Origin of the sequence: Tritonibacter multivorans, from assembly GCF_001458415.1 — a bacterium.
In the GTDB taxonomy this organism is placed as follows: domain Bacteria; phylum Pseudomonadota; class Alphaproteobacteria; order Rhodobacterales; family Rhodobacteraceae; genus Epibacterium; species Epibacterium multivorans.
Window position 1 is genome coordinate 265,546 of the sequence record NZ_CYSD01000043.1, and the last position, 19,216, is coordinate 284,761.

The 19,216-nt window shown below is 59.7% G+C and carries 19 protein-coding genes and 1 tRNA gene; 6 read left to right on the forward strand and 14 right to left on the reverse strand.

What is annotated here, in order from left to right:
• Positions 1-238: 238 nt before the first annotated feature.
• The 5 genes from tsf to TRM7557_RS19375 form a co-directional block, all read right to left on the reverse strand.
• Positions 239-1,114: a translation elongation factor Ts gene (gene tsf / locus TRM7557_RS19355; protein ID WP_058291869.1), complete on the reverse strand. Its 876-nt coding sequence runs from the start codon at positions 1,112-1,114 to the stop codon at positions 239-241.
• A 79-nt stretch (positions 1,115-1,193) separates the two neighbouring features.
• Positions 1,194-1,961: a 30S ribosomal protein S2 gene (gene rpsB, locus TRM7557_RS19360; protein ID WP_058291870.1), complete on the reverse strand. Its 768-nt coding sequence runs from the start codon at positions 1,959-1,961 to the stop codon at positions 1,194-1,196.
• A gap of 193 nt (positions 1,962-2,154) precedes the next feature.
• A complete protein-coding gene (gene olsA / locus TRM7557_RS19365; RefSeq protein WP_058291871.1) occupies positions 2,155-2,988 on the reverse strand; it encodes a lyso-ornithine lipid O-acyltransferase in 834 nt (277 codons plus the stop codon).
• Positions 2,985-3,752, reverse strand: coding sequence for an L-ornithine N(alpha)-acyltransferase (gene olsB, locus TRM7557_RS19370; RefSeq protein WP_058291872.1), 768 nt, complete (start codon positions 3,750-3,752; stop codon positions 2,985-2,987). The genes olsA and olsB overlap by 4 nt, the downstream gene beginning before the upstream one ends.
• Before the next feature lie 122 nt (positions 3,753-3,874).
• On the reverse strand, positions 3,875-4,057 hold the full coding sequence (locus TRM7557_RS19375; RefSeq protein ID WP_058291873.1) for a DUF3553 domain-containing protein: 183 nt from the start codon (positions 4,055-4,057) through the stop codon (positions 3,875-3,877).
• Positions 4,058-4,087: 30 nt separating this feature from the next.
• Here TRM7557_RS19375 and TRM7557_RS19380 point away from each other — a divergent pair, with 30 nt between their 5' ends.
• Positions 4,088-4,684, forward strand: coding sequence for a histidine phosphotransferase family protein (locus tag TRM7557_RS19380; protein ID WP_058291874.1), 597 nt, complete (start codon positions 4,088-4,090; stop codon positions 4,682-4,684).
• Between the two features lie 56 nt (positions 4,685-4,740).
• On the opposite strand, the gene TRM7557_RS19385 is transcribed toward TRM7557_RS19380, so the two are convergent.
• From TRM7557_RS19385 to TRM7557_RS19415, 7 genes are all read right to left on the reverse strand, one after another.
• The gene (locus tag TRM7557_RS19385; protein ID WP_058291875.1) at positions 4,741-6,006 is read right to left on the reverse strand and encodes a glutamate-5-semialdehyde dehydrogenase; all 1,266 of its coding nucleotides are present in this window, start codon (positions 6,004-6,006) and stop codon (positions 4,741-4,743) included.
• Positions 6,007-6,084: 78 nt separating this feature from the next.
• Positions 6,085-7,203, reverse strand: a complete 1,119-nt coding sequence (gene proB, locus TRM7557_RS19390; RefSeq protein WP_058291876.1) for a glutamate 5-kinase — start codon at positions 7,201-7,203, stop codon at positions 6,085-6,087.
• The gene (gene obgE, locus TRM7557_RS19395) at positions 7,191-8,228 is read right to left on the reverse strand and encodes a GTPase ObgE (protein WP_058291877.1); all 1,038 of its coding nucleotides are present in this window, start codon (positions 8,226-8,228) and stop codon (positions 7,191-7,193) included. The genes proB and obgE overlap by 13 nt, the downstream gene beginning before the upstream one ends.
• Positions 8,229-8,369: 141 nt before the next feature.
• Entirely contained in the window at positions 8,370-8,915 is a 546-nt protein-coding gene (locus tag TRM7557_RS19400) for a GNAT family N-acetyltransferase (RefSeq protein ID WP_058291878.1), read from the reverse strand.
• Positions 8,916-9,128: 213 nt separating this feature from the next.
• Entirely contained in the window at positions 9,129-9,398 is a 270-nt protein-coding gene (gene rpmA, locus TRM7557_RS19405; protein ID WP_058291879.1) for a 50S ribosomal protein L27, read from the reverse strand.
• Positions 9,399-9,410: 12 nt separating this feature from the next.
• Positions 9,411-9,962 carry a 50S ribosomal protein L21 gene (gene rplU, locus TRM7557_RS19410; protein ID WP_058291880.1) on the reverse strand — a complete coding sequence of 184 codons (552 nt, stop codon included), beginning with the start codon at positions 9,960-9,962 and terminating at the stop codon, positions 9,411-9,413.
• 265 nt (positions 9,963-10,227) lie between these two features.
• Complete coding sequence (locus TRM7557_RS19415) at positions 10,228-11,049, reverse strand: DUF2059 domain-containing protein (protein WP_058291881.1); 822 nt, start codon at positions 11,047-11,049, stop codon at positions 10,228-10,230.
• 195 nt (positions 11,050-11,244) lie between these two features.
• Here TRM7557_RS19415 and TRM7557_RS19420 point away from each other — a divergent pair.
• The 3 genes from TRM7557_RS19420 (at position 11,245) to TRM7557_RS19430 (ending at position 15,462) form a co-directional block, all read left to right on the forward strand.
• Positions 11,245-11,334: transfer RNA gene (locus tag TRM7557_RS19420), tRNA-Ser, on the forward strand.
• A gap of 355 nt (positions 11,335-11,689) precedes the next feature.
• Complete coding sequence (locus TRM7557_RS19425; RefSeq protein ID WP_058291882.1) at positions 11,690-12,529, forward strand: hypothetical protein; 840 nt, start codon at positions 11,690-11,692, stop codon at positions 12,527-12,529.
• Positions 12,526-15,462, forward strand: coding sequence for a molybdopterin-dependent oxidoreductase (locus TRM7557_RS19430; protein ID WP_058291883.1), 2,937 nt, complete (start codon positions 12,526-12,528; stop codon positions 15,460-15,462). The genes TRM7557_RS19425 and TRM7557_RS19430 overlap by 4 nt, the downstream gene beginning before the upstream one ends.
• Before the next feature lie 47 nt (positions 15,463-15,509).
• Here the strand turns inward: TRM7557_RS19430 and TRM7557_RS19435 are convergent, their stop codons facing one another.
• Positions 15,510-16,850: a tetratricopeptide repeat protein gene (locus TRM7557_RS19435; RefSeq protein WP_058291884.1), complete on the reverse strand. Its 1,341-nt coding sequence runs from the start codon at positions 16,848-16,850 to the stop codon at positions 15,510-15,512.
• A gap of 187 nt (positions 16,851-17,037) precedes the next feature.
• Here TRM7557_RS19435 and TRM7557_RS19440 point away from each other — a divergent pair, with 187 nt between their 5' ends.
• On the forward strand, positions 17,038-17,781 hold the full coding sequence (locus TRM7557_RS19440; protein WP_058291885.1) for a helix-turn-helix domain-containing protein: 744 nt from the start codon (positions 17,038-17,040) through the stop codon (positions 17,779-17,781).
• 20 nt (positions 17,782-17,801) lie between these two features.
• Here the strand turns inward: TRM7557_RS19440 and TRM7557_RS19445 are convergent, their stop codons facing one another.
• Positions 17,802-18,716 carry a LysR family transcriptional regulator gene (locus TRM7557_RS19445; RefSeq protein ID WP_165610566.1) on the reverse strand — a complete coding sequence of 305 codons (915 nt, stop codon included), beginning with the start codon at positions 18,714-18,716 and terminating at the stop codon, positions 17,802-17,804.
• Between the two features lie 157 nt (positions 18,717-18,873).
• Here TRM7557_RS19445 and TRM7557_RS19450 point away from each other — a divergent pair.
• The coding region (locus TRM7557_RS19450; protein ID WP_131727576.1) for a TAXI family TRAP transporter solute-binding subunit at positions 18,874-19,216 on the forward strand (343 nt) is incomplete at its 3' end.

A 19,216-nucleotide genomic window follows, 5' to 3' on the forward strand; every position in this document is an offset into this window, starting at 1 on the left:
AAATTACTCTGCTTGTGCTGAAGCCGGCTGCTCTGTGCGGTGGGTGTCTTTGCGTTTGACCCCTGTTCTTTCCCCCTGTGCTTTCCCCCTTTGCTTTCCCCCTGCGCTTTAACTGTGGCCGCTTCACGCGCCAGCGCATCTTTGTTGCGCCTGACTGGAGGCCACGCAAAAGGCCAGCGCGGAAACCGCACTGGCCTGTGTCGCAGCCCCAAAGGGCCACGAGGGATCCAAAGCTGGATTAGCCCTGAGCTGCTTTTGCAACTTCCGCTGCGAAGTCTTCTTTTTCGACTTCGATGCCTTCGCCAACTTCAACACGTGCAAAGCCGGTGATGGTTGCGCCAGCTTCTTTTGCTGCGGCTTCGACGGTCAGGTCGGGGTTCACAACGAACTGCTGGTTCAGCAGGGTGGATTCCGCCACGAATTTCTTCATGCGGCCCACGATCATCTTCTCGATGACCTGCTCCGGCTTGCCGGACTCGCGTGCGATGTCGATCTGAACCTGACGCTCTTTGTCAACGATCGCTGCGTCGAGGTCGTCTTCGCCCAGAGCGGCCGGGTTCACAGCTGCGATGTGCATTGCAACCTGCTTGCCGAAGGCTTCATCACCGCCGGTCATTGCAACCAGAACGCCGATTTTGCCCATGCCGCCGGTTACAGCGTTGTGCACGTAGGACACAACCGCGTCACCTTCGAGCGACTCCATGCGGCGCAGGTTCATGTTTTCGCCGATGGTGGCGATTTTGTCGGTCAGGGTCTGTGCAACAGATTTGTCGCCCAGGCTCGCTTCGGACAGCTCTTCAACGGTGTTCACACCCAGAGCGGCAAAAGCGATTTTGCCAACCATTTCCTGAAACTCGCCGTTCTTCGCAACGAAGTCGGTTTCGGAGTTCACTTCGACAGCAACACCTTTGCCGCCATCGACGACAACAGCCACAAGGCCTTCAGCGGCGGTACGGCCGGATTTCTTAGCTGCTTTCGCGAGACCTTTGGTGCGCAGCCAGTCAACAGCGGCATCCATGTTGCCGTCGTTTTCGACCAGTGCTTTCTTCGCGTCCATCATGCCTGCGCCGGTGGATTCGCGCAGTTCTTTCACCATTGCTGCAGTGATTGCCATCTTGGGCTCTCCTCAAGTCAAATGCGGTTTGGGGCAGGTGATACCCTGCCCCGCATGTCAAATATATGACAAGCTCAGATTAGGCTTCGGCTTCTTCCGCCAGAGCTTCTTCTGCCGGTGCCTCTTCCAGTGCACCGAGGTCAACGCCTGCAGCGCCCAGCTGAGCGGACATACCGTCCAGCGCAGCACGTGCAACCAGGTCGCAGTACAGGGAGATCGCGCGGGCCGCGTCGTCGTTGCCCGGGATCACGTAGTCGATGCCGTCGGGGGAGCAGTTGGTGTCGACAATAGCAACAACCGGGATACCCAGTTTGTTGGCTTCTGCGATGGCCAGTGCTTCTTTTTTGACGTCGATGACGAACAGCAGGTCAGGAACACCGCCCATTTCGCGGATGCCGCCCAGGGAAGCGTTCAGCTTCTCTTGGTCGCGCTCCATGCCCAGACGCTCTTTCTTGGTCAGACCTTCGGCGCCGGTTTCCATGCGCTCGTCGATCTCTTTCAGACGGTTGATGGACTGGGAAACGGTTTTCCAGTTGGTCAGCGTGCCGCCGAGCCAGCGGTGGTTCATGAAGTACTGAGCGGATTTCTCAGCTGCTTCTGCGATCGGTGCTGCCGCTTGACGCTTGGTGCCAACGAACAGAACGCGGCCGCCTTTTGCAACGGTTTCGCGCACAACGTTCAGTGCCGCGTCGAGCATCGGGACGGTTTGGGTCAGGTCCATGATGTGGATGCCGTTGCGCGAGCCGTAGATGTACTCGCCCATACGGGGGTTCCAGCGCTGGGTTTGGTGACCAAAGTGAACGCCAGCTTCGAGCAGCTGACGCATGGTGAACTCAGGAAGAGCCATGCTTTTCTTTCCTTTCCGGTTTCATTCCTCGGCGGGGGTTCAGAGCATGTGGCTCCAACCGGGGGTATGTCAGGGATGTCTCCCCTGAACAGACCAAACCCCGCCTGCGGGTTCGATGGCGCGCGTATACGGCAGCGGTGGGGGATGTGCAAGGGGGTTTTCGACGATCCCGCCGCAGGGCCCGTGTTTGGGCTCAGATTTTGCTGCGCAGCGCCTGATGGCCCTCGCGTACCATGGTTTCCGTCGCCGCTGCCAGTGCTTTGCGGTCCTTATACTCCGCCACCTTTACGGGCGGATGATAGCGCAGCGTCACCCGCCCCTGACGTGGCATGGCCAGCACCTGCAGCAGATGGGATTCAAACCCCATATCGCCAAACCAGCCGTAAAACCGCGAATCCTGACCTTCGGGCGCTTGAAAATACGCCGAAACAGGCTGAACCGACAGCGCGTCGCGCAGGGACGGGTCAAACAGCGCCGCAAACAGCGTGGATTTAAAGGGCAAAACCTGCTGCCCGTCAGTAGAGGTGCCTTCCGGAAAAAACAGCAGTCGGTGACCGGCCAGAAGGCGCGCCTCGAAGATTTCCTTCTGTTCGCGCGCCTTGGCGGGGTTGCGCTCCACAAAGACGGTGCCTGTGGCGCGCGCAAGCCAGCCGATCCCGGCCCAGTCGGCCACTTCGGCCTTTGAGACAAAGTAGAGCGGCTGACGCGCGTTCATCACAAATATATCGAGCCAGGAAGAGTGATTGGCGACCCAGATGCCAGGGCCTTGCAGGCGCGCGCCTTCCGTGTCCAGGCGCAGCCCCATGATGCGCAGCGCATTGCGGCAGACAAACACGGTGATCCAAGGGGTCACCGGCCGTTTCAGGCCAAAAAGCGGGCGTTCAACCAGCCGGAGCAGCAGCAACAGGAGCAGCCCGCCAAACACCAGAACGGCCAGCGGAAGCCCACGTGCCACCGCGCGCAGCCAGTCCTTTGGCCCAAGCTGGCGCGTTTGAACCGGGCGGTCACTTTCCCACCGCATGGTCATGCGCCGCGCTTTCCGGGGCCTTGCCCATACAGGCGGCTCTGCCGGGTGCTCATTTTTTCTGTGTCTAAAATCAGACAGATATCGGTTGTATTGAAAGCATGGTCCACAAAAGCGCCCTCGCCCACATAGCCGCCAAGCCGCAGGTAGGCCTTGATCAGCGCGGGGGTGTCGATCATCGCCTGACGCCGGTCCAGCGCGTCTGGGGCCACCAGGTTCATCGGTTGAAACACTTTCGACCGCACGCGCAGATCTGCTGGGGCGAGGTGGTTGTGGTGCAGCATCGACAGGGAATTGGCCAAAGGCACCGGGTCGGTGCCGTGGAAGGAGGCCACGCCGAACAAAATCTCGATCTTATGCTCTGCCACATAGTCGGCCAGCCCCGACCACAGGTGAAACATCGCCGCCCCGCCCCGATAGTCTGGATGCAGACAGGACCGGCCCAGTTCCAACAGCTTGCGCCCAGAGGCGCGCAGCGGGCTCAGGTCGTATTCATCTTCTGAATAAAAGCGCCCCATCTCAGCCGCCTGATCGTCGCGCAGCAGCCGGTAGACGCCAATGGTCTGTCCTGTGGCGTCATCTTTCACAATCATATGGTCGAAGAAAGGGTCAAACCGGTCCCGTTCAAGGCCCTGTTCGTGGTCAACCAGATCCCCATCGCCGCCCAATTCGCGGACGAAGACGTCGTACCGCAAGGCCTGGGCTGCGCGCAGCTCGTCCTCGGTTTCGGCGATCTTCACGGTAAAGCCTGCGGCTTCGTCCTGCATGCCCTGCCCCTGTCTTATCAAGGTGTCTTTTCAAGTTTTTAAGGGAAATAGCCCAGCAAACGCGTGTGTTTCAAGAAATATCAACACTTGTTTAACGCGCGTTAACCATTCATAAACCTTCTTCACAGATCAAAGACCGGAACAAGGGCGATGCGTCCTGCGTCGATGACAAGCTTGCCCTGATCCGGAAAGTTCACGGTGATCTTGTTGCCGATATTGGATTGCACCTGTCCCACGCCCCATTCGGGGTGGTCGGGGTGGCGGACGTACATGCCTGGCGCAAGAATTGCATTGAGGTCGTTCATATTGAGAATGGCCCGTATCGGAGGAAAGTTATGGCAACAGATAATGCCAAACTCGCAGCATTGGTAGGGTCGCGGATTTGTCACGACCTGATCAGCCCTGTTGGCGCGATCAACAACGGTCTGGAACTTCTGGGCATGGCGGGCGCGATGGATGGGCCCGAGCTGGAACTGATCTCTGACAGTGTGAACAATGCCAATGCCCGTATCCGCTTTTTCCGGATCGCCTTTGGCGCCGCAGGCATGCAAGAACTTGGCCGGGCCGAGGTCGAAGGCGTCCTAAGCGACGTCAGCAAAGGTGGCCGGGTCAAATATCAGTGGAACGTGGAAGGCTCTGCCCCACGCGCGGATGTGCGGCTGGCGTTTCTTGCGGGTCTCTGTATGGAAAGCGGCCTGCCCTATGGTGGCACGGTCGAAATTTCCCGGTCCGAGGACAGCTGGACCATCACCGGCGAAGGCCGCAAGGTCAACGCCGACAGCGCGCTCTGGGCGTCGCTGTCTGGCGGCACGGGCGAGATAGAGATCACCCCGGCGCTGGTTCAGTTTGCTCTGATGCCTGCAATGGGCGCTGAAACCGGACGCACCGTGTCGGCCACGGCAAGCGAAGAAAAGCTGACGATCCAGTTCTGAAAATCGCTAAGCCGAAATTAGAAAAGCCCCGCAAGTATTTGCGGGGCTTTGTTATTTCAGGCGCGTGTGGTGCCGTTGCCGCGGACCAGATATTTGAAGCTGGTCAGCTGGGTGGCGCCGACGGGCCCGCGGGCGTGCATCTTCCCGGTGGCAATGCCAATCTCCGCGCCCATGCCAAATTCGCCGCCATCGGCAAACTGGGTAGAGGCATTGTGCATCAGGATCGCACTGTCCAGTTCAGCAAAGAACTGCGCCACGGCGCTCTCGTCTTCGGTGATGATGCAGTCGGTGTGCTGCGAGTGGTTTTCACGGATATGCGCAATCGCCGCGTCGATGGAGGCCACGGATTTCGCCGCAATGATCGCGTCAAGGTATTCCTTGCCCCAATCCTCAGCTGTCGCCTCGATCATGCCCTCGGGTCCGGGCAGGCCTGCTTCGGCGTGGATCTCGACGCCTGCATCCGCCAGCGCGGTCAGCACGGCCTTGCCCAGGGTCTCTGCAATATCCTGATGGATCAGCAGGCATTCTGCCGCGCCACAGATGCCGGTGCGGCGGGTCTTGGCATTCAGCACCACATCCAGCGCCTTCTGCGGGTCGGCGTCTTTGTCCAGATAGATGTGCACAATGCCCTCAAGGTGCGCAAAGACCGGCACGCGGGCTTCGCGCTGGACCAGACCCACAAGGCCCTTGCCGCCACGGGGCACGATCACGTCGACATAGTCGGTCATGGTCAGCAGCTCCTGAACCGCTGCGCGGTCGCGGGTCGGCACCAGCTGCACTGCGTCTTCGGGCAGGCCAGTGGCGCGCAGGCCTTCGGCGAGGCAGCTGTGGATCGCCTGCGCCGAATGCAGGCTTTCAGAGCCACCGCGCAGGATCACCGCATTGCCGGATTTCAGGCACAGCGCGCCGGCGTCTGCGGTCACATTGGGGCGGCTTTCATAGATCACCCCGATCACACCAAGCGGCGTGCGCACGCGCTGGATGTTCAGACCGGTGGGCTGCTGCCATTCTTCCATCACCTGACCAACAGGGTCGTCCTGACCGGCCACGGCCCGCAGACCATCGACGATGCCCTGAATACGCGGCTCATCCAGCATCAGCCGGTCCATCATGGCGTCTGTCAGGCCCTTATTGCGGCCAAATTCCAGATCCTTGGCATTGGCGTCAATGATCTCTGCCCGCTTGGCCCAGACAGCATCTGCCGCGCCTTCCAGCGCTTTGGTTTTCTGTTCAGCCGTGGCGGTGGACAGCACCTGTGCGGCGGCCTTGGCGCGTTGGCCCAGATCCTGCATCAGCGCGGGGATATTGGTTTCGTCTTTCATCTTCTTTGCCTTTCCTCGGGAGGCGGGCCAGACCGGCTGGCCGAAATTTCCTGCAAAATGGCAGCTTCGCTTACAAAGTCAAAGCGCCATGTCATCGCGGTGGATCAAGGCCGCGCGTCCAGAGTAACCAAGGATCTCCTCGATCTCGTCCGAACGGTGGCCTTTGATGGCCCGGGCTTCTTCGGCGGTATAGCGCGCGAGGCCCTGACCCAGCTTGTGACCGGCTGGGCTAAGGATGGCCAGGGGATCGCCCCGGCCAAAATCACCCTCCACGTGACGGACACCTGCGGGCAGCAGGCTTTTGCCGTTTTTCAAAGCTTTTTCAGCGCCTTCGTCGACCATGATAACACCGCGCGTCTTCATCGACGCGATCCAGCGCTTGCGCGCCAGCTGCGGGTCCTCATCCGCCGTGAACCAGGTGCAGTTCGCGCCATTTTCAAGCGTTCTCAACGGGTTCAGGGGTGAACCTTCTGTGATCGCCATGGCGCAACCCGCCGCAGTGGCCATCTTGGCGGCCAACAGTTTGGTGATCATCCCGCCTTTCGACAGGCCAGACACGCCATCCCCTGCCATCGCCTCAATCTCGGGTGTGATTTCATCAATCACATCATAGCGATGCGCCTTGGGATCCAGCGCGGGATTGGCGCTGTAGAAGCCATCGACATCCGAGAGCAGAACCAGCACATCAGCGCCCGTGGTCACCGCGATCTGTGCCGCCAGACGGTCATTGTCGCCATAGCGGATCTCATCGGTGGCAATGGTGTCGTTCTCGTTCACGATCGGCACCGCGCCCAAATTGACGAGCGTGCCCAGCGTCGCGCGCGAGTTCAGGTAGCGGCGTCGGTTTTCGCTGTCTTCCAGCGTCACCAGCACCTGCGCGGTTTTGATGCCATGCGGCGCCAGCGCTTCTTCATAGGCGCGGGCGAGTTGGATCTGACCGACGGCCGCGGCGGCCTGCGATTGTTCCAGCGGCAGGTCTGCGCGCGGCAAGCCCAGCACCTCGCGCCCCAGCGCGATCGAGCCAGAGGAGACAAGGATCACATCCTTGCCCTGCGCTTTAAGCCAGGCGACGTCATCGGCAAGGCTTTGCAGCCAGTCTGCCCGCAACGCGCCGCTGGCCCGGTCCACCAACAGGGCCGAGCCGATCTTGACGACAATCCGTTTGGCCGTGCCGAGAGAGGCGCTTAGGGTTGCCAAGGCGCTTCCTCCGCGTCGGTGTTCTTGTAACGAATGCGGTCTTCATCCACCTTCGCACGAACAGCGCGCAGCACGGTGTCCAGACCTTCGCGGCTGACACCGGACATCATCAGAGCCGGGCCGCCCACGGCAGCTTCCAATTCCGCCTGCGCCTCGGCGCGTTCTTCCTCATCCAGCGCGTCGATCTTGTTCAGCGCGGTGATGCGGGGTTTGGTGGCGAGTTCACCGCCATAGGCCTCAAGTTCACCGATGATGGTGTTGTAATCCTCGGCAATGGTGTCCGAGGTGCCATCGATCAGATGCAACAGCACCGAGCAGCGTTCAACGTGACCCAGGAACAGATCGCCCAGACCGCGGCCTTCGCTTGCGCCTTCGATCAGGCCGGGGATGTCGGCGACAACAAATTCCGCATTATCAATACCTACGACGCCCAGGTTCGGGTGCAGCGTGGTAAACGGATAGTCCGCGATCTTGGGGCGCGCGTTGGAGCTCGCCGCGAGGAAGGTGGATTTCCCGGCGTTCGGCAGACCCAAGAGGCCCGCATCGGCGATCAGCTTCAGGCGCAGCCAGATGGTGCGGTCGATGCACTCTTGACCCGGATTGGCGCGGCGCGGTGCCTGGTTGGTTGCAGATTTAAAGTGCAGGTTGCCAAAGCCGCCATTGCCGCCTTTGGCGAGCAAGACGCGCTGGCCAACCTCGGTCATATCGGCAATCACGGTTTCCTGATCTTCGTCCAGAACTTCGGTGCCAACGGGCACGCGCAGGATGATGTCATCGCCATCCGCGCCGGTGCGCTGGCGGCCCATGCCGGACTGGCCGTTTTTAGCAAAGAAGTGCTGTTGATACCGGAAGTCGATCAGGGTGTTGAGCCCATCGACAGTTTCGACCCAGACAGAGCCGCCCTTGCCGCCGTCCCCGCCATCGGGTCCGCCGTATTCTTGGTATTTCTCGCGGCGGAAGCTGATACAGCCGTTGCCGCCTGCGCCGGAGCGGATGTAGACCTTGGCGAGATCGAGGAATTTCATGTCGGGCCTCAAAAGCAGAAAGTGTATCAGGCCTTAACGGAATTGCCGGGATGCCTCAAGCCTGACTGCAAAGGTCTCCGGAAAATGAAACACGGGCCCGCCGAATGGCGCGCCCGCGTGATTGGTGCCGGTGGCTGTGACTTACAGCTTGCGGCTGTAGGTCCATGTTGGGACAGTAGCGCCACGCGCGACCGAGAAGGTCTCTGCATCGCCCAGGTATTCAAAGCCACGTCCGGTCATGACCTGCGCACCTTCGGGGTTGTCCTGAAACACAGCTGTGAACAGCGCCGTGTCGCCAAAGGGGTTGGCGTCGATCAGCAGATCCAGCGCCTCGGCCGCAAGGCCGGTGTTCCAGAATGGCGGTGCGATCCAATAGCCGATCTCGGATTGGGCGCGGTCCATACGCTTCAGGCTGACCACGCCCTTCAGTTCGGGGCCGCCGTCGCTGGTGCCGTCAATGGCCCAGATGATTTCATTGTCATCGCCCTTCATGGCCCGCGCCACAAAAGCCTCTGCCGCGCCGGGCGGCAAAGGGTGCGGAATGCTGCTGGTCAGGCGGGACACACGTTTGTCGCCCGCATAATGCGCAATCAGGCCGGCGTCAGAGACGCGCAGAGGGCGCAGCACAAAGCGCGCACCGGTGATTGCCGTTTGTTGTTCCATTTGATCCACTTGATCTAAACTCATACGCTCGGTCCTCCTCAGAACTCGATGACGCGGTGCCGGGCCCTACTCCCTACCCCGGTGGCGCCGATTTGGGGCTTGCGGCGGTGGGATGCAAGGTAAGGGACAATCAAATCCCCGTCATGCGTTCTTCCGCAGTGCCAAATGCCCAAAAGCAGAAGGGACCGGCTGTTTAGCCGATCCCCCCTAAGATTTTTCTAACCTATCAGGTTCGGCTTACTCAGCGGCCTCCGCCACCGGCAGAACCGAAACGAAGGTGCGGCCCTTGAGGCCCTTGTGGAAGGTCACAGCACCGTCGGCGGTTGCAAAGAGGGTGTGGTCTTTGCCCATGCCAACGCCTTCGCCGGCCCAGAACTTGGTGCCGCGCTGACGCACGATGATGTTGCCTGCGATGGCGGCTTGGCCACCGTACAGTTTCACGCCAAGGCGGCGACCTACAGAGTCGCGACCGTTACGGGAGGAACCACCAGCTTTTTTATGTGCCATTCTTGTCTCTCCTTAGCCTTGAGCCAGTTCTTTGGCTTGCTCAACCCACTCGGGTTTCACTTTGATGCCTTCGATACCAGCAATGTCGTCGTCCGACAAGGCTGCGATCTGAGCGAAGGTGGTGAGGCCTGCGGCTTGCAGCTTTTTAACAGCTGCGGGGCCAACGCCGGTGATCTGGGACAGATCGTCAGCAGAGGAAGAACCCGCTTCGCCTTTGCCGGTGGCTGCTTTGACGCCAGTTGCGTCTGCGCCAGAGGCCAGGATCTCGGTCACACGAACCAGGGTCAGCTTTTGACGGTGACCAACGGTGCGCTTGGAGGAGTGCTTACGACGGCGCTTAACGAAGTTGATGACCTTATCGCCTTTGATCTGGTCGACAACTTCTGCCTGAACAGCGGCACCTTCGACGAAGGGCGCGCCTACGACCGGTGCATCACCACCGAGCATCAGGACGTCGTTGAATTGGATGGTTTCGCCAGCGTCTGCAGCCAGTTTTTCCACGCGGAGCACGTCGCCCGCCTGTACTTTGTACTGCTTGCCGCCAGTCTTGAGGACTGCGAACATTTCAGTCATTCCTTTTCTAACCGCGTTCTGTGGTCCCCAATCGGGCGTTTTTGATGGGGTTGCCCCCGTCACCTCGAACAGCGCGCCCCCTTTGGGGCTGTATGATAAAAACATCCCGGATCATGGGACCTCAAAAGAGATTCCACGCCGGGATGCGCGCTTTTGTTCGATTTCGCGGATGAAGTCAAGTTTTTTCCACAGGCCCCTTCGGCTGTGGAAATCACCCTTCGGATATCGCAGTTAAAGCGCCACTAGAAGACGGAGGTCAAAGGTCGGAATTGGGGGCCAGCTCTGTCATGCGGCGGGCCAGTGCCTCGTAACGGTTGGCCTGAATTTCGTACTGCACCGAATTCAGCAGGCTGTACACCTCCTGCATCAGCGGATGCTCCAGCGCGTCCACATAGGCGTTCAGTTCGTCAATGGTGAACCCCTGATAGGTATAGGCATTGCTGGCCAAGGCGCCTTCGCTGATCGACAGACGCAGAAACGGTTCCTGCTCTCGCAGGGCCTGCTCCAGCGTTTCCGGATCCATCCTCAGGTCGATAATGCCGGCATCTGAGGCCGCATTGAGAAAGCGCAGCTGCACGGTTTGAACCGCACGCAGGGTGTCGTCGCTGTCGCTGATCGCATCTGTCATGCGGCGAAACACTTCGATCTTCGGGTCGCTCTCCTGCACCATCTGGGCAATAATCCGACTGCCCGCCTCCAGCGTGACATCGCCGTCGACGATATCATGCGAGGCATTTTCGGCGCGCACCAATTTCTTGCCCAGATCCGAGGCGTAAAAGCTGTTGGCGTGGTCCAAGGCCTCGGGGGACAGGGTTTCACGCAGCATCAGAACGGCCATGTCGCGGATGTTTTCCGGGTCAAAAACCTCATCCGCTATCGACTCCCAAGTCACCCCAAAGCTGCGCGCATCCAGCCCAATCATGGCCGGCGCGTTTTCGGCGGAATGGGCAATGCTGTCGAGGGCCACATCGAAACCGGTGATATTCAGGAAGTCCTCGATCGCAGCCTGCGCATATGGCGCGGCGTCCACGGCGTCGGGGAACGCAGATTGCTCGGCCCGGGCCGCTGCGGGGGGCATTGATGCTATTGCGCAGAGACAAAGACCAACAGGGAACAAGCGGAAGACCGCGTTTTGTAAAAACCAAGAGCGCATATGAACAGTGTGGGGATTTTTAAGATAGGTTTCAACAAAATTTCGAATTCGAAGAGTTTCTTCCAAATAACCCCTTGCGTCCGTTTTGAAACCTCATTAAACGCCCCCTCACCCCCCCGCGGAGAGGTGCCGGAGTGGTCGAACGGGGCGGTCTCGAAAACCGTTGTCCCTTCACGGGGACCCAGGGTTCGAATCCCTGTCTCTCCGCCATTATTCCCCCGGAATACCCCCCTTCAAACAACTTACCAATGACCACATCCATCCTGGATGCGTGACACGCTGACCAAGCGTATGGCATTCGGCAGTTTCAATGGGTTTTGGGTGCGATCGGTGATATTGATCGGCAAAATCGATTGAAGTATTGTTTTTAATGCGTTTTCCAAGGTTTTTTGGTCGGTTAAACCGATTTTAGCCACATCAACACATCGACCAGCGGCGGGATGGCTTCCTGTGCCGCGTGATCAGCCAGCTTTGACGCCATAATGCCCCTACTCACCTTTCATGCCCCTGCGCGTGGTCGCCAGACTGCCGATGCAGGGCGCGCACCGTTTTCGGCTGGGGGCAGATGATGCGCTCTGCCTCCTCTTCTGGACATTCATCGGATTGGTCGGTTGCAAAGCGCGCCAGTTCCACACGCCCCGACCTGAGCCGTCGCGCTTTGGTCGTTGCGGTAAGTGCGACCCTTTTGGGCATTCTTGTGGCTGTCCCGCTGTTCCGCGACACGCGACCGGGCGCGCCGTTTAATCAGGCCTGCGCGATTGCGGGGACGATCTGTCTTTTGATGCCTGCGGTTTTCTTTTTTGCAAAACGCGGCGGCGCGGCGAAAAATCCTCCGCTTTGGTTCGTGTTGCACGCGATCTGCGGTTTTATGGGGATTTTCCTGATTTCGATCCATGTGGCCTCGGTGTCTGCGCTGTCGCCTGCTTTGGTGCCGCTGGTCGCGCTGATGTTTCTGGTGTGCCAGGGGTTCTGGGTGCGGGCCTTTCTGACCCGGCGGCTGTCCTTCCTCTTTGCGCGATCCCCTAAAAGTTTTGACTTCGGCACCGCCCTGCCCGACAACCGGGCCGCCATTGGCGCTGTGATCGAGCAGAAAACCGCCCTGCTGGCCATGCTCGACCCGCAGGCAAACGAGGCCACATTCTCCCCGCGGCTGCGTCATTGGCTGCGTGCGCCGCTGAAGGCGCTGCGCTACGATCTGCTGGCCCGCCGCGAGGCCGCGCTGGTCGGGGCGCGGGCGCGGGCAGGCTTTGTCCTGTCTTATGCGCGTCAGCTGCATATTGCCGTGGCGGCCATCTTCTATCTCAGCCTTTTGGCCCATGTGGTGGTCATGCTGTTCTTTGCCGGATACGCGGCCAAGGGCGGCGAGGTCTATTGGTGGCATATCGCGAATTGGGGAAGCAAATGACCGTCGCACCCGACAACCCGCTGAGCCTGCTTATTGATCTGGAACGCTGCATCGGCTGCAAAAGCTGCGAAGCGGCCTGCAAACAGTCCAACGCTTTGGGGCCGCACACCTATCGCAACCGGGTGATGTGGTACGGCGAGGGCGAGGAACAGACCGAACAGTTCCGCCCGGCCCTGCTCGATTTTCTGACCGTGACCTGCCAGCAGTGCGAGCGCCCCGCCTGTCTGCGCGCCTGCCCTGTGACGCCCAAGGCGATCAGCAAGGATCCCATCACCGGTGTTGTGCAGATCAACGAGGACCGCTGCACTGGCTGCGGCGAATGTGCGGTCTCCTGCCCCTATGGGGCCATTGGCTACAACGCCGAAAAACACCACGCGGTGAAATGTGATCTCTGCGCCCATCGCCGCGCCGAGGGCGATGGCCCCGCCTGTGCCTCTGTCTGCCCAACACAGGCAATCCAGTTCGGCACCCGCAATGACCACATTGCCAAGGCAAAAGCCGAAGACCGCGACGTTCTGGACACCGATCACTTCCTGCAGAAACCCGCAACTGTCTACTTCAAGCGTCTGGGAGACCGCGACAAAACCGCGGCCGAGGTGCCAAACCTCATGGCGGATGACGCCGCGCGTGCCAATCTGACCAGTGATGTCCAGCACGGCACGTTTGATCGCGCCACCCGCGAACAAGCGGAAGAGGCCCCTGCGATCAAACACAAGGGCGGCTGCAATATCTGCTTTAACGCCTGCCCGATCACCTACGAGCTGCGCGACGGCAAGGTCACCAATATCTATGGCACCAAGGACGACCCGATCTTTGGTGGCCGCATCTGTCCAAAATCGCAAATGACGCTGCAGATGTACGGCAACCCCGACCGGCTGCTGACGCCACTGAAACGTGTGGGCGAACGCGGATCTGGCCAGTTCGAGGAGATCTCCTGGGATCAGGCGCTGGTTGAGATTGCCGCCAAGCTGACACAGGTGCGCGACCAATACGGCCCCGAAGCACTGGCCATTCAGGCAGGGTCGCGTACGGGCGTGTTGAACATCATGGGCGCGGTGCCGCTGTTTGCCGATCTCTGGGGCACCGGCAACCTCGCCGCCACCGAACCCTTCTGCGACCTTGGCAAATCGGTGAGCCTCGAGCTGACCCAAGGCTCCACCATGCTGGCCAATGTCTACACGCCCGAAGACATCGGCAGCGCCGGGATGTATGTCTATATCGGCGACAATCAGGCCGAAACCCGGCCCGTCAACTTTGGCCTGATGAACAACTGGCGGCTGCAGAACAAAGCCAAGCTGGTGGTGGTCGATCCCCGCCAGACGGTCACTGCCTCCAAGGCGGATGAGTGGCTTGCGATCCGGCCTGGCACGGACATGGCGCTGGGTCTGGCGATGATCCATCACATCTTGTCCAACGCTCTGCAGGACCAGCACTTCTGCGACACTTGGATGGAAGGGTTTGAAGACTGGCGCGATTATATCTTTGCCAAAGGCTATGACGCCGACTGGGCCGCGCCGATCACCGATTTACCCGCCGAGAAGATCCGCAAACTGGCCGAAGAGATCGCCCGTGTCGACGGCTGCATGATCTACCTCAGCCGTGGTGTGAACCAGCACACGAACTCGGCCCAGACCAACCGCGTCTATCAGTTCCTTGTGGCGATCACCGGCAACTATGGTCGTCGCGGCGGTGGGTATTTCAATGTGTCCTCTGAGCCCGACTGGAAATACCCCGAGGTCCCCACGAGCCGCAAACCGCAGACCCGTCCGGCGATTTCCAAAAACCCGGCGGATTGGGTGGGGGCCATGCTGGGCGAGGCGCAATATCCAATCCGCGCCATGATCACCGGCAACAACCCCTTGGGGCAATGGCCGAACCTGAACCGCGCCCGCCGCGCGGTCAAAGGGCTCGATCTGGTGGTGCATATGGACCTGTTCCGCAATGCCACCTCGGATCACGCAGACTATGTACTTCCCATGGCCAGCGGCATTGAAAAAGGCGGCACCACCCGCTTTGCCGAAGACCGCCGGATTGTCTGGAACGACAAGCTGATCGACCCGCCGGGCGAGGCACGGTCGGACCATTGGTTCTGGATTGAACTGGGCAAACGCTTTGGTTTCGACGACATCCTGAAGGACCGCTACAAAGACCCCCGTGTTCTGTGGGACGAGGTGGTGGCCCCAACCACCCCCGGCGTCCGGGGCATCACCACCAAACGTCTGATCGAACAGCCCAGCCGATGGATGCGCATTCCGGCGAAGGATGAAGACAGTATTGCGCCCGATACCCTCTATCTCGAAGGCACCACCGCCTTTGACGCCCCCGAAGGCCACCGTTTCCCGACGCCCTCGGGCAAGTTGGAGTTTTTTACCCCGACGTTGGAAGGGCGGTTTGCCGCCATGGGCCTGACCGCCCTGCCCGAATTCTATACCGAAAAACCCTCGGCCCATCTTGCGCCCACGCTCCGCTACAGTGGCGAGGATGTGGTGTCTTCTTTCTTCCATGCCGACACCTACGCGGAAAAAGGGACGCTGGTGGCCCCCTCAGATCGACCTGTTGTCAGCGAATTTGACACCGAACTGGTCACGGGCCGTCCCCCTGCACCGCATTTCCATTCCTGGACGCATTACTTCTGGCAGGCGCAGGAAATGTGGCCGCAGCTTTACTGTCAGATCCACCCAAAGAAAGCCGATGCGCTGGGGATTGCAGATGGGGATGAGGTTTTGGTCCGAACCGAGAATGGCGAGGTCAAAGTGCGCGCGTGGCGCTATGCCGGTATCCGTGAAAACGCGATCTTCATTCCCATTGGCTGGGATGAAAAGCAGCCCTATCACCCGGCAGAGTCGGTCAATAAACTCACAGGCTTGGCGCTTGATCCGATCTCGCAGCAGCCAAACCTGAAACTGCACATGTGTAATCTGAGCAAGGTCTAGCACATCAGAGCCCCCGCAAAGTCATTGACCTTGCGGGTGTTTTTAACTCAGGCCATCGCCGCAAGCTGTGCTGTTTTCTGGCGGTTGTAAGGGCTGTTTGGCCGATGGTTCAGCCGTTCGCTGATCAATGCCTCGGCCAGTGATTTCTGATTGTCGCGCAGCGCCGCCTCAAGAAGGGTGCGTTCGACCACATCACGCTGCGCATGGCTGCCGCCAAACCGGATGACCTGATCCCGAATGGGCAGCAACCCGTCGACAACCGCACTGTAATCCGCGCGACCAAAGGCTTGTAAAGACGCGCAAATCGGCCGACCTACCGTTGCGGTGACGGCAAGATTTGTATTGTGCTTCAGATCCCCCTGTTCCAACACCCGATCCAGAGCCGCCAAAAGGCGCGCGGCCTCCGTGTCACGGCCGGCCGCAACAAAAGCCATCATCGCATGCACATCATTGAAGGCGCAGAAGGCCTGTTCGGCCACAGGCGCCCAGCTGTTGGCCAGCCGCTGCCAGCGATCGCCCGTCTCAGTGCCGTCCAGATGCAGCCGCCACAAGGCGGATGAGCCATCCACCAGCCCCAACAGTGCGGGCGTCTTGCCACTGGGCTGCACATAGGCGTCATAGAGGTCAAGCACGCGGGCAAGATCGCCCTGCTCCAGCCGGTAAAGAATCGTGTGAATGGCATTGTGCGAAACCAGAACATTCTGCTGCGACCAGCTGTCGGTCCCCGCGTCCATAAAATCTGCGCCGCGATCGAAATCTCCCAACATTTCATAGGCATGTGCAACGGCATGAATGCTCCAGACGTCGCGTGGTTCCGCGTTCAGCGCGGACAGGCCAGCTGCCAGTGCGCGCTCTGTTTCGCCGGCTTCTTCCAGGCCAAAAGCATGCATGCCCTGCACAAAGCTATAAAGCGGATGTGTGGGATCCCAGAACGGCAACACGTCGGCTATGCGGTCGCGAATTCGGGCAGAATGACCAAGGTAGAAATCCAGCTGATGCGCCATCCACAGGGCGAGGAAATCCGTCGGATATGTGGCCAACAGGTGATCAAACCCGCGACTTGCCGCGATCCAATCCCCTGCATGCCACTGGCGCAGCACATCCAGATGTAGCCTTTCCCGCGCAAGGCAGTTTTTGGTGCATAAGTCCTCAATGATTTCAAGGCGCTGCGCCGCCATGTTGGCGTATCTGCGATCTGTGGATGCCATGTCCATATAGGCCTTGAAGATATGGCCCATGATGAATTTCGGTTCCTCATCTGTGGCCGCGTTCAGGATCGCGATTGGGTTGCGCCAGAGGGCAAGTTCGCGCAGTGCTGCATCAAATTTGGCCGCGGTCTCGGGTGCGGCGGCAGACAGGTCAAGACCGGTATTGTCTCTTGTCGTCAAAGCGTTGTCTCCTCATAGTCATCCAGGCCGCGGCCGGTTGGGCTGTGGTGACAGGCTAACAGATCGAGCGCCCCTCGGGATGATCCCTCCAGTAACCATGAGGCGAAAAGTGAACCCTTTGCAGATACTTCTCCAACAGTTTGCCGCCCCGGCTGACGCGGTGGGTCACCCCGGATTTCCAAAGCAGATGGAGCAGCTTTTCGACGGGGTTCTGCCCCATGATATGCGCTGGAGCATTGTCTATTCCGCGACCATGGCGCCCAAGGTTCTGGGCCACAGCATGCCGCAGGGCAGCCTTGGCGTGGTCGATCACGACCTGATCCGCCGCACCTATGACGCGGGCTATTTCCGGTTCGATCCTTTCTACCGTTTCTGGCGCGATGAACGTCAGGGCGGCGTCTTTCGGCTCAGCGATATTTCCAATATGGATCAGGGGGATGCGGCCTATTTGTCAGGCTTTGTCCCGATGACAAAATTTGAAGATGACGTGGCGCTGATCTGCCCCATCGACACGGACACAGCCGTGGCTCTGACGCTGGAACGGTGCCGTGTGTTTTCCACGCAAGAGATGGCCGTGCTGAAGGCAGGCTATGCCCCCCTGGCCGCCCTTGTGCGCAGCCACTGGCGCATGACAGGGCCGCAGGCAAAATCACCCGCCCCGCAGGCGGGCCTGCCGCCCTTGACTTATCCTGAGGCGACCGCCGGTTTCCTGCCCGGTGCGTTGACGCCAAAAGAACGCGAAATTGTACATTTGTCCTTTGCAGGCTTTGACAATCGCGCCATCGCCCAGCGTCTGGGCGTCACCATTGGCACGGTAAAGAACCACAAGAAACGGCTTTACGCAAAGGTGGATGTCACCAGCGAACGCGAGCTGTTCAGCCTGTTTCTGGGGTATTTGATGGGGGTAGAGCCGTCAGAGCTTGGTGCGTGATGTACCCCGTCCCTTGAGCCTCACAGGGAGGCGAGCCGCTCTTCCAGTGATTCCCGGAAAAGATCCGCCAGCTGCGACAGCGGGCGGTGTTTCGGTGTCATCAGGCTGACTTCAAGCGAGATCGCCGGTGAAAACGGCACAAATACCAGATCCGCATGGCTGCCGCGCATGACATTATAGGTCTCGCGCGCAAGGGAATCCATAATGCCAAAGCATTGGCCACGCTCAATAAACCGGAAGATCGGCACAAAGAACCGCGACCGGATGCGGGCGTTCAGCTCGGCGCCGGCGTCATCAAACACCTGCTGCAGACGTTTGGCGCCGGGGTGGTCGGCATTCAGACAGCCAATCGGTGCCCCAGACAGGTCCGACGGCGTCAAAACCGGCTTTAGGGCCAGCGGGTTGTCTTTGCGAAGCGCGCAGAAGGTGTCAAAGCGAAAGATCTTGTGGTTCAGCACGGTGCTGCCCTTGCCGCCCGCAAACTGTGAATCGCCGATCCCGATGTCATAATTCTGCGTCGCCATCAGCTGTTCGACCTGCGGGCTGGTGCGTGAAATCAGGGTGACTTTGACGTCCGGCCGATCCTCGATGAAGTCGGAAATGAGCTCTGGCAAAAATTCAACCGTCGGCCCCGGCATAGAAACCAATGTCAGTTCACCGCGAAGCTGATGGCGCAGGTTGCGCATGTTGCGCTCTACGGTCTCCAAGCTGTCGAGAATGCGTTCGGCCTCGCGCAACAGATAATGCGCCTCGGGCATTGCAACCAGCCGCTTGCCCTTGCGCTCGAACAGGGAACATTCAAGTTCTGCCTCTAAAGCCTTGATCTGCGCAGAAATTGCGGGCTGCGTGCGCAGCAGGGATCGCGCCGCCTCAGAGACAGAGCCAAGGCGCATGACCTCTCGAAAAGCAGACATTTGCAGGAAGGTCATGGACATAGTGCGCACCCGGGAAAAGTTGGTGCGCTGCTCATACATATAAGGAAAGGTGATTAAAATATCAAAATTAGCAATTACCAATTATTTCCCGCGCGTCGCATATAGCAACGTCAAGGTGGCACCAAAGCCACCGTTAAAATTCTCGGAGGATTATCCCATGAAAATCAAAACCAAGCTTTCCGGCTCCGTCCTCGCGGCGGCCCTGGCCTTCGGTGGTGCAGCACAAGCTGCGGACCAGACCTTTATCACCATCGGCACTGGCGGTGTGACCGGCGTTTATTACCCGACCGGCGGCGCGATCTGCCGTCTGGTGAACAAGGGCCGCAAAGAACATGGCGTGCGCTGCTCTGTGGAATCCACCGGCGGCTCCGTCTACAACACCCGCACCATCCGCGAAGGCGAGCTGGACTTTGGTGTTGTGCAGTCCGACGTGCAGGTTCAGGCGATGAATTCTCAGCGGTCCTTCAAAGACGACGCGCCTTATGACGGCCTGCGCTCTG

Coding starts and splice junctions, on each gene's coding strand:
- olsA (WP_058291871.1), bottom strand. CDS start 2,988: ATGACCATGCGGTGGGAAAGTGACCGCCCGGTTCAAACGCGCCAGCTT.
- TRM7557_RS19385 (WP_058291875.1), bottom strand. CDS start 6,006: ATGAAAGACGAAACCAATATCCCCGCGCTGATGCAGGATCTGGGCCAA.
- TRM7557_RS19425 (WP_058291882.1), top strand. CDS start 11,690: ATGATGCGCTCTGCCTCCTCTTCTGGACATTCATCGGATTGGTCGGTT.
- TRM7557_RS19400 (WP_058291878.1), bottom strand. CDS start 8,915: ATGAGTTTAGATCAAGTGGATCAAATGGAACAACAAACGGCAATCACC.
- tsf (WP_058291869.1), bottom strand. CDS start 1,114: ATGGCAATCACTGCAGCAATGGTGAAAGAACTGCGCGAATCCACCGGC.
- olsB (WP_058291872.1), bottom strand. CDS start 3,752: ATGCAGGACGAAGCCGCAGGCTTTACCGTGAAGATCGCCGAAACCGAG.
- rpsB (WP_058291870.1), bottom strand. CDS start 1,961: ATGGCTCTTCCTGAGTTCACCATGCGTCAGCTGCTCGAAGCTGGCGTT.
- TRM7557_RS19440 (WP_058291885.1), top strand. CDS start 17,038: ATGGAGCAGCTTTTCGACGGGGTTCTGCCCCATGATATGCGCTGGAGC.
- TRM7557_RS19430 (WP_058291883.1), top strand. CDS start 12,526: ATGACCGTCGCACCCGACAACCCGCTGAGCCTGCTTATTGATCTGGAA.
- rpmA (WP_058291879.1), bottom strand. CDS start 9,398: ATGGCACATAAAAAAGCTGGTGGTTCCTCCCGTAACGGTCGCGACTCT.
- TRM7557_RS19380 (WP_058291874.1), top strand. CDS start 4,088: ATGGCAACAGATAATGCCAAACTCGCAGCATTGGTAGGGTCGCGGATT.
- obgE (WP_058291877.1), bottom strand. CDS start 8,228: ATGAAATTCCTCGATCTCGCCAAGGTCTACATCCGCTCCGGCGCAGGC.
- TRM7557_RS19415 (WP_058291881.1), bottom strand. CDS start 11,049: ATGCCCCCCGCAGCGGCCCGGGCCGAGCAATCTGCGTTCCCCGACGCC.
- TRM7557_RS19375 (WP_058291873.1), bottom strand. CDS start 4,057: ATGAACGACCTCAATGCAATTCTTGCGCCAGGCATGTACGTCCGCCAC.
- TRM7557_RS19445 (WP_165610566.1), bottom strand. CDS start 18,716: ATGTCCATGACCTTCCTGCAAATGTCTGCTTTTCGAGAGGTCATGCGC.
- rplU (WP_058291880.1), bottom strand. CDS start 9,962: ATGTTCGCAGTCCTCAAGACTGGCGGCAAGCAGTACAAAGTACAGGCG.